The organism is Rhodococcus sp. FW305-130 (genome assembly GCF_058788335.1).
Window position 1 is genome coordinate 454119 of the sequence record NZ_JBYTAP010000001.1, and the last position, 14036, is coordinate 468154.

Here is a 14036-nt window from a genome sequence, read left to right on the forward strand (position 1 = left end):
CGGTTTGTTCGGAAATTCCGGTTGTCGCGAAGGAGAGAGTCAGGATGGTCGTACGTCGGCCCCACGACCGCAAGCAGCAGATACTTGCTGCTGCTGGTGAACTTTTCCGTGAGCACGGCTATCACAACGTGTCCGTTGCGCAGGTGGCTGCGGGAGTTGGAATCACGGCGCCTGCCCTGTATCGGCACTTCAAGAACAAGCCGGATCTTCTCTACGCCGCGGTCAACGCGGGCATCGAATCGCTCTACGACCGGGTCGCCGGGTCCGAGGATCTGAAATCGATGATCGCCGAGCTTGCGGCTTCGGTATCTCGTCGTCGAGGGCTCTCGCTGCTGTGGCAACGCGAAGCCCGCTACCTACCCGACGAGCAACGGGAAGAAATGCGCGCGACGCTCAAGAGTGCCGCCGCACGCGATGCTGCGCTGATCCGAACGGAACGCCCCGAACTCGACGAGGAAGACAGCTATCTACTCGCCTGGGCTCTCATCGCTGTCTTCAACAGTGTGTCCTCGCATCGGGTGTCCCTGCCGAGACGTCAGATGGAACTGCTGCTGGCGGAGTTGGCGGAGCGGGCGGTGCATACGGAACTCGGCCACTCCGAGGTGAAGGTGGAGACGCCGACCGGTCACGTTCCGTTGGCGATGCCCAGGCGTGAACTCTTGTTGACCGAAGCAATTCGTCTGTTCGACGAGCGTGGGTACCAGGCGGTCAACACCGAGGACATCGGTGAGGCTGCCGGAACTACGGGCCCCAATGTGTACAACCACTTCGATGCCAAGATCGACCTTCTGATCGCGGCGGTTTCGCGAGGTGGTGAGCGGCGGCGGATCGGTGTCGCGCAGGCGCTCGCTGCCGCATCGGGACCGGAGGATGCGTTGTCCGGATTGCTTGCAGCACATATTGATTTCGCGATCAACGAGCGTCATCTGATCGGACTGTTGATCAGTGAACTCGACCAGTTGCCGGACAAGTTCCGCCGCACGTGCGAACAGAATCAGCGTGAGTACGTCGCGTTGTGGGTCAAGATGCTCGACGACGTTCGTCCGGGGCTCGAACCCGCGACGGCCAGAATAACCGTCAATGCCGCATTGACCGTTGTGGAAAACGCGGTGCGTATCGGCCGGCTACGTCGTCGTGAAGACCTGCCTGAGCGCCTGTTCGAGATCGGCTCCGCAGTTCTGCTGGGCGGCTAGTCGAGAGAGTAGCCGGGTGCTGTTGGCGGACAGTCACATTCAAGATGGTATACATTTTTGTATATGTTTCTTGAGTACCTAGTCGATGAATTCAACTGATCGGAGACGTCCATGCGTTTCGACGCAACAGAACTGACGATCGAGGAACTCGAACTTCAGGCAGAAGTGCGGGAGTACCTCGACGAGCGGCTCACCCCCGGTAGCTACCCGCTCGGACTCGGGATGTCCGGGGCAGTGGATCCGGAGTTCTCGCGAGATCTCGGTAGCCGTGGCTGGCTCGGAATGTCTCTGCCGAAGGAATACGGCGGGGGCGGGCGGTCGGCAGTGGATCGATTGGTCGTCGTGGAAGAACTTCTCGCGCGGGGAGCGCCGGTCGGCTATCACTGGATCGGAGACAGACAGTCGGGTCCGAGCATCGCCGCCAACGGCACGGAAGAACAGAAGCGGCACTTCCTGCCAGGTATCGCGAACGGTGAGTTCTCGTTCTCGATCGGAATGAGTGAACCCGACTCGGGTTCGGACCTGGCATCGGTAAGAACTCGCGCCGAATGTGTCGAGGGCGGATGGAAAGTCAACGGAACCAAGATCTGGACCACCGGTGCCTTCCACGCCACACACATACTCGCCCTGCTTCGAACCTCGGCAGACAAGCACAACGGACTCACTCAGCTGATCGTCGATCGCGACAGCGATGGCCTGACCGTCTCACCCATTCCGTTCATCGACGGAAGCGAGGACTTCTGCGAGGTGTCTTTCCAGGACGTTTTCGTGCCGGACTCGCGTCGCCTCGGCGACGTCGGAGCGGGCTGGGGACAAAACACCGGTGAACTCGCACTCGAGCGAGGTGGCGTCGACCGTTGGATGTCGCTGATGCCGGTCCTCGAGAACTGGGCAGCCAACCAGGCGGCGCAGGGCGGCCCCGCGGCCCTGGCCGATCTGGGCTCGATTGCCGCGCGCTGCTGGGCTTTTCGTGGGATGTCGCTGTCCATTGCACGAATGGTCGACGCGGGTCGCTCGCCGGTCACGGAGGCCGCGCTGATCAAGGAAATGGCAACACGCTTCGAACAGGACTGTGTTGCCACCGTGGCACGGCACCTCGGCCGGGCTCCGGACCTTGCATCCGACGACCCGTACGAGTCACTGCTCGCCCGGGCTGTGCTGGTGGCACCGTCGTGGTCGATTCGCGGTGGCACCAACGAAATTCTCCGCACCGTGATCGTGAAAGGGTTGAACCGATGAATTCGGGGTCAGAGATCAACGCGTACACATTCGACGCCGACCTCGAAGCGATGGTCGAGCAATTCTTCGCCGAGAAGTCCGGCACCGAAGTGGTGGCGCAGGCCGAGATCGACGGTCTTCCCAGCGAACTTTGGAACGCAGCAGTGGAACTGGGGTTGCCGCTGGTCGGTCTTCCCGAATCTGTTGGTGGTTCCGGTGGCTCGCTCCTCGATGCCGTGACTGTGCAGCGCGCTGCTGCGAGGCACGCTGCGCCGTTGCCTCTCGCCGAGACTTACCTCGCGGGCAGGCTGGCAGCAGCGGCCGGGCTACCGGTGCCCTCCGGAATCGCAACCGTCGCCCCGGGATCGCAGCGCGACGATGCGCGTCGGATCGGCGACGGCCACGTATCGGGAACCTTTCACGATGTGCCATGGGGGAGCGCAGCATCAGTGCTGGCGGCAGTTCTCGGTGATCGAGTTGTACTTCTGGACATCTCCGATGCCGAGATCGGGTCCGGGACGGATTTCGCAGGGCAACCGCGTCAGAGTCTGACGTTCTCCGAAGCGCGCACCGTCGACGGTGACAACCCGGTCGATGCCCGGATTCTCAGTAGACTCGGTGCCTTCTTGCGCTCGGTACAGATGGCAGGAGCCATGGAGTCGGTGTCGACGTTGACCCGTCGCTACGTTTCGGAGCGGGTGCAGTTCGGCAGGCCGATTGCGCAGTTCCAAGCCGTCCAGCAGCACATCGTCACCCTCGCACAGATGGCATCGATGTCCACACTGTCCGTGGATCGCACGGCGCACGCGCTCACCCGTCGCGACGCCGACTTCGAAGTGTGTGCAACCAAATTGGTGGTTTCGCAGAATGCGCTCGCGAGCGTGCGCGCCGCCCACCAGGCACACGGTGCGATCGGCATGACCCGCGAATACCGCTTGCAACAACTCACCCGACGACTGCATGCCTGGCGATCGGAGTTCGGCGACGACATCGCGCTTGCGACGCAACTCGGAAGTGCTGTCGCGACGACGCCCTCCCTGCCCCGATTGATCACCGACCCACAACCGACCTTGGAGCTGAAGTCATGACCGATGCCGTGCACGTGGAAATCGACGGACATGTCGGAACCATCGAGTTCTCACGCCCGCCCGCCAACTACTTCGATCAGGAGATTCTGCAGCAGATCGCCGATGCGGCAGCCGGTCTCGTCAACGGTGGAGACATTCGCGCGATAGTTCTCGCCTCGGCGGGCAAACACTTCTGTGCCGGCGCGAACTTCGGTGAGGGTGGACTGGGGCCCGATCGCGCCGACACGGTGCGCGCGATCTACACCGAGGCGTTGCGGCTGTTCGAGATTCCGGTTCCCGTGATTGCGGCAGTGCAGGGATCCGCGGTGGGCGGTGGTCTCGGCCTCGCCTGCGCCGCGGACTTCCGCGTCGCCGGGCCGTCGACACGGTTGCACGCGAACTTCGCTGCGTTGGGGTTCCACCAGGGATTCGGCCTCAGCGTCACCTTGCCCCGAATCGTCTCGATGCAGTCTGCAGCGGATCTGCTGTACACGGCGCGGCGGCTGACGGGCGTACAGGCGCACGAACTCGGTTTGGTGGACCGATTGGCCGAAGATGCGAACATTCGGCAAGAGGCACTGGCGTACGCCCACGAAATTGCCTCGAGTGCACCGTTGGCCGTCCGCTCCATGAAGGCGACGTTGCGCGCGGGGCTACGGGACGAGGTCGCCACTGTTCTCGAGCGCGAGTTGGCGGAGCAGGTTGTTCTCTGGGGGACCGAGGACTGCGTCGCCGGCATCGAGGCCAACCTCGCACGAGTGCAACCGCAGTTCAACGCGAGGTGAAGTCGACGCGACCACTATCGTATCCACCGTGAAGGAACCAACCGGTGCGCAACGCTGCCTGCAACAGATCCGGCAGATGATCGTCTCGGGTGAGCTGCTGCCTGGACAGAAAGTCCACCAAAGCGAGCTCGCCGAGCGGTTGAACGTCAGCCGAATTCCGGTCCGTGAGGCACTTTCGACCTTGCAGGCAGAGGGTGTCCTCGAACACAAGTCCAACACCGGGTACACCGTCGCCAGATTCAGCAGCGAAGATCTTTCCGAGCTCTACCTGATGCGACGTCTGCTCGAAACGGAGATCCTGACGTCGATCGATCTCGGTGGCGTCGACGTCGCCGAGTTGGAACGAATCCAGGAGCAGGTCGACCAGGCGGAACCGAGCGAGCAGGGTCCAGAGTTTCAGGAAGCCAACCGTGAGTTCCACTTTCGTCTGTTCTCGTACTCGCCCCTGCAGCGTGTGCTGCAGGAAGTGGATCGGCTCTGGTACATGTCGGACTTCTATCGTGCCCTGTACATCCACGAGCCGTCGTCGCGTCGGAAGGTTTCCGAGGACCACGGCCGGATTCTCCAGGCCGTTCGCGATCAAGATTCGGCCGAACTGATCCGGGCGAGCGACGAACATCGATCTGCTACAGAAGATCTGGTCGTACGAAGGCTGGGTCGCAGTCGACCTCGCTGAGCGAGGACGAAGAGCAAACAGGTGCGCGGTATCCTTCCGGTTCTCGGATACCGCGCACCTGTGGTCGTGGGACGGCCGAACGCTCAGGGCGCCAGAGTGTCGCGAAGTTCGTTCTTACGGATCTTCCCGGTCTGCGTCGACGGTAGCTCGTCGAGTACGTATACCTCGCGTATCTTCTGGTACGGAGCAACCTGCGTGGCAACATGATCCATGATCTCGGTCGCAATCTGCTCGATGCGATCGACCGACTCCGGGTTGACCACGACGAAGGCCACCGGAATCTCCCCGGCCAGTTGGTCGGGCGCGCCGACCACGGCCGCCTGCAGTACGTCGGGGTGCGTGCACACCAACTCTTCGAGCGGTTGCGGGTAGACGTTGTAACCCTTGTAGATGATCAAGTCCTTGGAGCGGCCGCCGATGAACAGGTTGCCATGCTCGTCACGCCAACCCATGTCTCCGGTATGAAGCCAACCGCCGATGAACTGACCGGCGCTGAGTTCGGGTTCGTTGTGGTATCCGTCGGTGATCTGTGGCCCGCGGGCCCAGATCTGCCCGGTCTCACCCGTAGCCAGGACGGCTTCGGTGACTTCGTCGCGGATCTCGATCTCGGTGTCGGGGAAGGGGAGCCCGACGCTTCCCAACGGAGTGGGGCGTTCGTCGCACGGTGAACCCATGGTCAGACCCATTGTTGCTTCGCTGAGCCCGTAGCCTTCGGTGACGAGCGCGTTCGGGAAGACCTCTCGCAGTGTACGGATCGCCGTCGTATCGAGTGGGGCTGCTCCGGATCCGAGAATCCGAACCGAACCCAGACCGTGCTCCCGCAGAGTCCGTGCGCGTAGCAACGCGTAGTACATCGTGGGAGATCCGCCGATGTACGTCACCTGATACTTGTCGACGTCGGCGAGAAATCGGTCCGGATCGAAGCGCGTCCCTAGTATCACCGTGCCACCGAGCAAGGTGGTGAAGTTGTGACTGACCAGACCGAGGCCGTGGAACAGAGGCGCGATCGAAATCGACGCGCCTTCACCCGGAACGATGGAGTAACGCGTGACTGCGCCCTCGATCGGCCGAACGAGAAGTGCACCGTCGACGAGTTCGGCTCGATGCCCGGAGCGCCAACAGGCGGATTGGAGCACGTTGGCCACGAGATTCCGGTGAAGTACCCGTACGGCCTTGGACTTTCCGGTTGTGCCGCCGGTCAATTGCAGGTGAGCAACAAGGTTGGGATCCACCCGGTAGTCGGCCAATGGTTTCGACGAGGCGAGGTCCGTGATGGAGGTGAGACCTTCGCAATGGCCTGACTGCGCGCCGACTCCCGGAACCAGTACCAGGATGCGATGCGGTGCGGACAGTGTGTTGGCCTCGATTGCCGTTGCAGCACAGGATGGATGGGTGAATACGACCTTGGCGTCGACGTCGTCGAGCTGGCGCTTCAATTCGGTCACAGGCTGCGCCGGATTTATCGGAGCCACTGCTGCTCCGGCGCACAGTGCGCCGTAGTACGCGACAATGAACCAGATCGAGTTCGGCATGTGCAGTCCCACTGCGTCACCCGGCTGGACACCACGCTCCCGCAGACCCTGCGCTACGCGCAGCGCTTGATCATGCAATTGCGAGTAGGTCAGTGACGTGTCGCCGTCGACGAGGGCGAGACGTTCGGGGTACGAGCGGGCCGCTCCGGCCAGAATCGCGTCGGCACCGCATTCGGGATATTCCAAGCTGCGTGGCAGTCCGAGCGGCCAACTCGAACTCATGTCAGGGCTCTGAATTTCTGTAGCCGTCATCTCAGATCAGCTCGAGAATCGTGGCATTGGCCATTCCGCCGCCTTCACACATGGACTGCAATCCGTAGCGGATGCCGTTCTCTCTCATGTGATGTACGAGAGTGGTCATCAGACGTGCGCCGGAACCACCGATCGGATGACCCAATGCCATCGCGCCACCGTTTGGGTTCATGCGTTCGTAATCGGCGCCGGTCTCACGGAGCCAGGCCAGCGACACCGAGGCGAAAGCTTCGTTGATCTCGAACGCACCGATGTCACCGATCGAGAGACCGGACTTCGCAAGAGCTTTCGCCGTAGCCGGAATGGGACCCTCGAGCATGGTGACAGGATCCGTACCGGTGACCACCGCGGTGTGAATACGTGCGATGGGTGCCCAACCTCGAGATTTCGCGAACTCGCTGGTGGTCACGAGCAGCGCGGCGGAACCGTCGGAGATCTGCGACGAATTTCCGGCAGTGATCGAGCCGTCTTCGGAGAAAGCAGGTTTGAGCGATCCGAGCTTCTCGAGAGTGCCACCGCGACGCACCCCCTCGTCCTTCTCGAAGACACTGCTGCGGCCGTCGGCGTCAGTCACCGTCACAGCAGTGATCTGATCCTTGAAACGACCTTCGTCGATCGCGGCGGCGGCGCGCTCGTGCGAATCCAGCGCATGCTGATCCAGTTCGGCCCGCGAGATGCCGTACTTTTCGGCAATCATCTGGGCGCCCATACCCTGGTTGAAACGAATACCGTTGTAGCGCTCCCAGACAAGCGGCCCGTGCGGCTCACCGAAACGTGCGTCGGCACGTGCGGAGCCCATCGGTACGGCGCTCATCATCTCGACGCCGCCCGCGATTGCGACATCGTACTGGCCGGAGATCACGCCGGCGGCCGCCTGGTGAACTGCCTGTTGGGACGATCCGCACTGGCGATCGACGGTTACCCCTGGCACATGTTCGGGCCAACCGGCCGCCAGGACCGAAGACCGGGCGATGCACCCGGACTGCATCCCGAGCGTGCCGACGCAACCCCAGATCACGTCGTCCACGAGCGCCGGATCGAGATCGACTCGATCGGCCAAGGCCTCGAGAACATGTGCAGACAGCGAGACTGCATGCATTCGGGAAAGTGCACCGTTTCGTTTACCGACTGCGGTTCGGACGGCGTCGACGACGACTGCGTCACGCATGGGAACTCCTTCGATCGTTCGTGTGACTGGGAAGATCTGGATCCGGTCTCTACAGACCCATGTCCTTGGCGATGATCGTCTTCATGACTTCACTTGTACCGCCGTAGATACGGCTCACCCGAGTGTCTGCGTACAAACGCGCGATCGGGTACTCGAGCATGTAGCCGTATCCGCCGTGTAATTGCAGGCACTTGTCGATGACGCGCGCGGCGACCTCGGTACCGAACAGCTTGATGCGCGCTGCGTCGGCGGCGGTGAGTTCGCCTGAATCGTCGAGTTCGATGCCTCGATCGGCGAGTGCCTGCGCGGCCTCGACCTCGGCAGAGCACTCCGCGAGAACGAACTTGGTGTTCTGGAACGCCGCGACGGGCTTGCCGAACACCTGGCGTTCCTGGACGTAGGCCTTCGCGAATTCGATTGCAGCCCGGGCAGATGCCACACCACGACTGCCGATCGAGAGGCGCTCTCGCGGCAGGTTCTGCCCCAGGTACGAGAAGCCCTTGTCCTGCTCTCCGAGGAGATCGGCAACCGGAACCTTGACGTCGGTGAACGAAAGTTCGCTGGTGTCACTGGCGCGCAGGCCGAGCTTCTCGAGTTTGCGACCGTATTCGAAGCCGGGTGCGTCGGTGGGAACCACCATCAGGCTCAGCCCGAAGCGTCGATCGTCCTCTGCGGGCGCGGACGTGCGTGCAACCACCACGCACAGTTCGGAATTCACCGCACCGGTGATGAAGGTCTTCGCTCCGTTGAGGATGTAGTGAGTGCCGTCGTCGGAGAGCTTGGCAGTGGTGCGGATGCCGGCCAGATCTGATCCGGTACCGGGCTCGGTCATGGCGATGCACAGCGTCTTCTCACCCGTGGCGATCGAGGGGAGCCAACGCTGCTTCTGCTCTTCGTTCGCCAGACGCAGGAGGTACGGCAGGACGATTCCGGTACTGACCGTGTAGTGGCCGAAGCTGACTGCAGCGCGCGAGGTTTCCTCGTCCATCACGGCCTGGAACTTGTAGCTGATCGTGCCGGTTCCGCCGTATTCCTCGGGGATGTCGAAACCCATGACACCGAGATCGCCGAGTTTGTGGAACAACTCGCGTGGGACGCGGTTGTCGCGTTCCCAGTCTGCGTAGAACGGAGTGACTTCCTTCGCGATGAACGTGCGGATCGTCTCGCGGAAATCCTCGTGCTCCTGGGTGAAGAGGTTGCGCTTCATCTCGTCCTGCTTTCTCGTGGAGGGTTAGTTGACCGCGACGACTGCGGAACCGCGCAGTGTCACGGTGCCGTCGGGCAGCGTCATGGTGAGGTCGAGGTGACCGAGGCCGTCTTCGACCTTGACGACCGTCCCGGTGCACCGTGGCGTCGAGTTCACCGGGGTGATCGCTGAGAACCTGACCGAGAAGGAACGGATGCGCTCCTGCTCGTAGTGATCGGTGAGTAGTCGTCCGAGGTACGCCATGGACAACATGCCGTGGGCGAAGACGTCGGGGATACCAACTGCTGCACAGGCATCCATGTCGATGTGGACGGGATTGTGGTCTCCCGAAGCGCCGGCGTACAGAGCGAGTGCGGTGCGTGTGATCTTCGGGACCGTCAGGTCCAGGATGTCTCCGGTATTCAACTCAGCTCACCTTTTCGTAGAGGGTGACGACTCCGGCACCGCCGAGGCCGAGGTTGTGCTGCAGCGCGAGGGTTGCACCGTCCACCTGACGTGGACCGGCGTCGCCACGAAGCTGCCATACCAACTCTGCGCATTGGGCGAGGCCGGTGGCGCCGAGTGGGTGGCCCTTGGACAGAAGGCCGCCGGACGGGTTGACCACCACTCGTCCGCCGTAGGTGTTGTCGCCGCTGAGGATGAACTGCTCGGCGCCGCCCTCTTCCACGAGTCCGAGAGCTTCGTAGCAGAGCACCTCGTTCACCGTGAAGCAGTCGTGAAGTTCGACGACCTTGATATCGCGGGGGTCGACGCCCGAGGCCTCGTAAACGTTACGAGCGGCCGAGGCGGTGACGTCGTAGCCGACGGCCTTGATCATGCTTCCTTCGTCGAAGGTGCTGGGTAGATCGGAAGTCATCGACTGCGCCTTGATCGCGACGTCTGTACGAAGTCCGTTGGCGCGGGCGAACTCTTCGGTGCAGATGATCGCTGCCGCGGCGCCACACGTGGGTGGGCAGGCCTGATACCGCGTGACGGGTCCGAAGAGCGTCGGCGCTGCCAGCACTTCTTCTTCGGTGAGTTGTGTGCGGAACACCGCGTACGGGTTGTCGGCCGAGTGCTTGCGTGCCTTCACCTGAATCTTGGCGAACGTTTCGGCCTTCATACCGAACTTCTCCATGTATTCCATACCCGCCACACCGAAGTACTGCGCAGCCCGCGGAACTGATGCGTCGATCCCGGCGGCGGCCTCTAGTACCTCGTCGAAGCGACCGAGGGGGCGTGGGCGGTCCGTCCAGGCACCCTTGAGGGCGCCGGGTTGCATCTGTTCGAAGCCGAGCGCCAGAGCACATTCCACCGCGCCGCTCTCGACTGCCTGGCGGGCCAGCCAGAGCGCAGTCGAACCGGTGGCGCAGTTGTTGTTGACGTTGATCACCGGGATGCCGGTCTCACCGAGGTTGTACAGCGCGCGCTGGCCACTGGTGGAATCGCCGTACACATACCCGACGTAGGCCTGCTGAACCTTCGAGTACTCGAGGCCTGCGTCCTCGAGTGCCGCGGTGGCCGCGCCTGCTCCCATGACGTCGTAGTCGTCGCTCTTACCTGGCTTGGTGAAAGGGATCATGCCGACCCCGGCTACAAATGCTTTACGGCTCATCGTTTCTCCGAATGATCGAGGGGAGCGGTGTCAGACTCGTCCGCCGTCGACAACCAGGCACTGGCTGTTGACGTAGTCGGATTCCGGTGTGCAGAGCAGGTATACGGCACCCGCGGCTTCCACCGGAGTCGCACCTCGACCGAAGGGGATGGTGGTTGCCATGGCTGCCATGCGGTCGGGATTGACTCCGACACGAATGTCGCGACCGTCGATCGTGATCTTGGTGTCGGAATCGGCTGTCACCTCGGTCATTCGGGTGACGACGAAGCCGAATGCAACCGCGTTGACATTGACCTTGTAGCGGCCCCACTCCTTGGCCAGCGTTTTGGTGAGACCGACGATGCCGGCTTTCGCGCTGCCGTAATTGGATTGTCCTGCATTGCCGAAGACACCCGAAGTGGAGGAGATGTTGACGACCTTGCGGTGGTAGTCGGTGGGATTGGCCTTGATGTACGGCTGGGCGGCACGCAGGATCCGGAACGGCGCCTTGAGGTTGACGTCGAGGATGGTGTCCCACTGCTCGTCGGTCATTTTCTGGATCACGCTGTCCCAGGTGTATCCCGCGTTGTTGACGATGACGTCGAGTCCGCCGAATGATTCGACGGCAGTGTTCACGAAGCGTTCGGCGAACCCGTCCTCGGCAACGGAGCCGACGCACGAGACAGCCTGTCCACCTGTGGCTTTGATATCGCGTTCGGTCTGAGCGGCAGGTTCGGGATCGAGGTCGTTGACCACTACCGAGGCGCCTTCGGAAGCGAGCTTGAGAGCGATTTCACGGCCGATCCCGCGTCCCGAGCCAGAGACGATGGCAACTTTGCCGTCGAGTGTTCCCATGATGCGATCCTTTTCGTTTTCAGCTTGCGGCAGTGACTACGCCGATTTCGGCGAGCACTTCGTCGGTGTGTCGGCCGATGACGGGTGCGGGACGCGGGTCGTCGGCCGGTGTATCGGAGTAACGCGGAGCGGGATTCGGTTGGATGTGACCGTCGCCGAATTTTCCGAATGTCGCTCGGAAGGCATTGTGCGGGTGTACCGCTGCTTCGTCGAAGTTCAATACCGGGGAGACGCAGGCGCCCTGCATGTCGAATGCAGCGTCCCATTCGTCGCGGGTACGGGTCGCGAAGAGATCGGCAAGCCGGTCCGCCATTGCCGTCCATGCTTCTCTGTTGTGCTGCTGTGCGAACAGTGGATCTTCGGTCAGTCCGAGCACTCTCATGGTTGCGGCATAGAACTGTGGCTCCACGCAACCCACCGCCATGAATCCACCGTCGGCGCAACGATAGTTCCGGTAGAAGGGAGCGCCGCCGTCGAACATGTTGGATGCGCGCTCGTCCACCCAGCGATCTCGCGCGAGTAGTCCGTGGATCAATGCCAGCTGCACGGCGGTGCCGTCGGTCATCGCCGCGTCGACCACTTGTCCGCGGCCGTCGATTCGTGCGCGCAACATTGCGGTTGTGATGCCGAGTGCCAGCAGCATTCCGCCACCGCCCATGTCTCCGACCAGATTCAGCGGAACCGGAGGGACCTCCCCGGGGGCTCCCATGGCCCCGAGTGCGCCGGTCAGGGCAATGTAGTTGAGATCGTGGCCCGGTTCCTGTGCCAACGGCCCATTCTGGCCCCACCCGGTCATCCGGCCGTACACGAGCTTCGGGTTCCTGGCGAGGCAGGTGTCCGGGCCGAGCCCCAAACGCTCGGTGACTCCCGGCCGGAAGCCCTCGATTACCGCGTCGGCGGTGTCGATGATCTTCAAGACGGTGTCGACGTCGTGAGGATCCTTGAGATCAAGAGCTACCGAACGCCGGTTGCGATGCAGCACAGGATGTCCGGACTGCTTTCCGGCCTCGGTGCTTCGGTCGATCCGAATCACGTCAGCGCCTTGATCGGCAAGTAGCATGCCGCAGAACGGGCCTGGCCCGATACCGCCGAGTTCGACGACACGAAGGCCGGCGAGCGGACCGCTGGGACTGGCGTCAATCGTCATGGAAATAGACATCTTTCGCTGGTAGGGAGACTAACGCGAGCCGGCATCGACGGTCAGACACTGCCCACTGACGTAGTCGGTGTCCTGCGTGCAGAGCACGTACACGGCGCCGGCAGCCTCTGCGGGAGTACCCGGGCGACCGAGTGGGTTGGACGTCTTGACTCGTTCCATGACGGCCGCGCTGACACCGGCCTTGATCTTGCGGCCGCCGATCTCGACAAACGAATCGTCGCCGGCAACTGCTTCGGTCATGCGGGTGAGGATGAACCCGTAGGCAACCGCATTGACGTTGACCTTGTAGCGTCCCCATTCCTTGGCGAGAGTCTTTGTCAGTCCGACGATTCCGGCCTTCGCGGCTGCGTAGTTGGACTGTCCGGGGTTTCCGTAGAGGCCGGCCACCGAGGAGACGTTGACGACCTTGCGGTGGTAGTCGGTGGGGTTGGCCTTGATGTACGGCTGGGCGGCCCGAAGAATACGGAAAGGTGCCTTGAGATGGACGTCGAGAATGGTGTCCCACTGCTCGTCGGTCATCTTCTGGATGACGGTGTCCCAGGTGAATCCCGCGTTGTTGACGATGATGTCGAGTCCGTCGAACGCATCGATCGCGGTGCCGACGAAACGCTCGGCGAAATCGGCGTCCGTCACGGATCCGACGCAGGCGATTGCGTGTCCGCCTGCAGCCTTGATGTCTTCGACCGTTTCGTGGGCCGGTTCGGGATCGAGGTCGTTGACCACTACGGATGCGCCTTCGGAAGCGAGGCGGAGTGCGATGTCGCGACCGATTCCGCGGCCGGAACCGGAGACGATGGCGACCTTGCCGTCGAGAGTGCCCATGTTCGATGTCCTTGCAGTCTAGGTGGAATGAGTGTCGTCAAGCTCGAGGATCACGGATGACCGTGGTGGAGCGGAGGGTCGCAATCGGTTGCCCCTCGCGTGTCACCTCGGTGGTGCGGACCAGAAACTGCAGTGCACCAGCCTTTTTCGCGTAGCAATCCGTGACCGAAGTGGAGAAATGGAGAGTGTCACCTGCATACGCGGTCTTCAGGTAGGTGAACTCCTGCTCGCCGTGCAGGATCGTCCGGATGTCGATTCCGAGATCCGCGTAGAAGGTGGAGGGATTCGGTCGCTCCATGTCGAGGCAGAACAAGAACGTCGGTGGGACAGGGATGTCGCGGTGTCCGGCCTGTTCGGCGGCGCTCCGGTCGGTGTAGATCGGGTCGTCCTGTCCGGTGGCGCGGGCGAAGAAGGCGAGTCGCCCGCGCTCGACCTCCACCGAGTGCTCGGGAATTCGGGTGCCGATGACCCCGGCGTCGAGGCTGGTCATGACAAACTCCTCGGAATCTGGGCGAAAGTGTCCGCCATC

At 62.4% G+C, this 14036-nt stretch carries 14 protein-coding genes; 5 read left to right on the forward strand and 9 right to left on the reverse strand.

What is annotated here, in order from left to right:
• Positions 1 to 44 precede the first annotated feature (44 nt).
• The 5 genes from AC3WQS_RS02205 to AC3WQS_RS02225 all read left to right on the forward strand — a co-directional run bounded on the left by AC3WQS_RS02205 (position 45) and on the right by AC3WQS_RS02225 (position 4939).
• The gene (locus AC3WQS_RS02205) at positions 45 to 1193 is read left to right on the forward strand and encodes a TetR/AcrR family transcriptional regulator (protein WP_492712994.1); all 1149 of its coding nucleotides are present in this window, start codon (positions 45 to 47) and stop codon (positions 1191 to 1193) included.
• Positions 1194 to 1304: 111 nt separating this feature from the next.
• Positions 1305 to 2432, forward strand: coding sequence for an acyl-CoA dehydrogenase family protein (locus AC3WQS_RS02210; protein ID WP_046379231.1), 1128 nt, complete (start codon positions 1305 to 1307; stop codon positions 2430 to 2432).
• Positions 2429 to 3499: an acyl-CoA dehydrogenase family protein gene (locus AC3WQS_RS02215; protein ID WP_492712993.1), complete on the forward strand. Its 1071-nt coding sequence runs from the start codon at positions 2429 to 2431 to the stop codon at positions 3497 to 3499. Before AC3WQS_RS02210 ends, AC3WQS_RS02215 begins: the two co-directional genes overlap by 4 nt.
• Positions 3496 to 4263, forward strand: a complete 768-nt coding sequence (locus AC3WQS_RS02220) for an enoyl-CoA hydratase/isomerase family protein (protein ID WP_019745180.1) — start codon at positions 3496 to 3498, stop codon at positions 4261 to 4263. Before AC3WQS_RS02215 ends, AC3WQS_RS02220 begins: the two co-directional genes overlap by 4 nt.
• Positions 4264 to 4291: 28 nt before the next feature.
• Positions 4292 to 4939 (forward strand): GntR family transcriptional regulator, encoded by a 648-nt coding sequence (locus tag AC3WQS_RS02225; protein WP_020970691.1) that lies wholly within the window; start codon positions 4292 to 4294, stop codon positions 4937 to 4939.
• Positions 4940 to 5022: 83 nt separating this feature from the next.
• Here the strand turns inward: AC3WQS_RS02225 and AC3WQS_RS02230 are convergent, their stop codons facing one another.
• Genes AC3WQS_RS02230 through AC3WQS_RS02270 form a run of 9 tightly spaced genes read right to left on the reverse strand, consistent with a single transcriptional unit; the run spans position 5023 to position 13997 of the window.
• Positions 5023 to 6693: a class I adenylate-forming enzyme family protein gene (locus AC3WQS_RS02230; RefSeq protein WP_070386451.1), complete on the reverse strand. Its 1671-nt coding sequence runs from the start codon at positions 6691 to 6693 to the stop codon at positions 5023 to 5025.
• 31 nt (positions 6694 to 6724) lie between these two features.
• Positions 6725 to 7891, reverse strand: coding sequence for a thiolase family protein (locus AC3WQS_RS02235; protein ID WP_020909010.1), 1167 nt, complete (start codon positions 7889 to 7891; stop codon positions 6725 to 6727).
• Between the two features lie 49 nt (positions 7892 to 7940).
• Complete coding sequence (locus tag AC3WQS_RS02240) at positions 7941 to 9098, reverse strand: acyl-CoA dehydrogenase family protein (RefSeq protein WP_020909009.1); 1158 nt, start codon at positions 9096 to 9098, stop codon at positions 7941 to 7943.
• 24 nt (positions 9099 to 9122) lie between these two features.
• Positions 9123 to 9503, reverse strand: a complete 381-nt coding sequence (locus AC3WQS_RS02245) for a MaoC/PaaZ C-terminal domain-containing protein (protein ID WP_042952859.1) — start codon at positions 9501 to 9503, stop codon at positions 9123 to 9125.
• 1 nt (position 9504) lies between these two features.
• On the reverse strand, positions 9505 to 10692 hold the full coding sequence (locus AC3WQS_RS02250; protein WP_019745174.1) for a lipid-transfer protein: 1188 nt from the start codon (positions 10690 to 10692) through the stop codon (positions 9505 to 9507).
• A 30-nt stretch (positions 10693 to 10722) separates the two neighbouring features.
• Complete coding sequence (locus tag AC3WQS_RS02255; RefSeq protein WP_020970686.1) at positions 10723 to 11526, reverse strand: SDR family NAD(P)-dependent oxidoreductase; 804 nt, start codon at positions 11524 to 11526, stop codon at positions 10723 to 10725.
• A 19-nt stretch (positions 11527 to 11545) separates the two neighbouring features.
• On the reverse strand, positions 11546 to 12673 hold the full coding sequence (locus AC3WQS_RS02260) for a CaiB/BaiF CoA transferase family protein (RefSeq protein WP_020970685.1): 1128 nt from the start codon (positions 12671 to 12673) through the stop codon (positions 11546 to 11548).
• Positions 12674 to 12703: 30 nt separating this feature from the next.
• Positions 12704 to 13507, reverse strand: a complete 804-nt coding sequence (locus AC3WQS_RS02265) for an SDR family NAD(P)-dependent oxidoreductase (RefSeq protein ID WP_019745171.1) — start codon at positions 13505 to 13507, stop codon at positions 12704 to 12706.
• A gap of 37 nt (positions 13508 to 13544) precedes the next feature.
• Positions 13545 to 13997, reverse strand: a complete 453-nt coding sequence (locus tag AC3WQS_RS02270; protein ID WP_019745170.1) for a MaoC family dehydratase N-terminal domain-containing protein — start codon at positions 13995 to 13997, stop codon at positions 13545 to 13547.
• Positions 13998 to 14036: the final 39 nt, after the last annotated feature.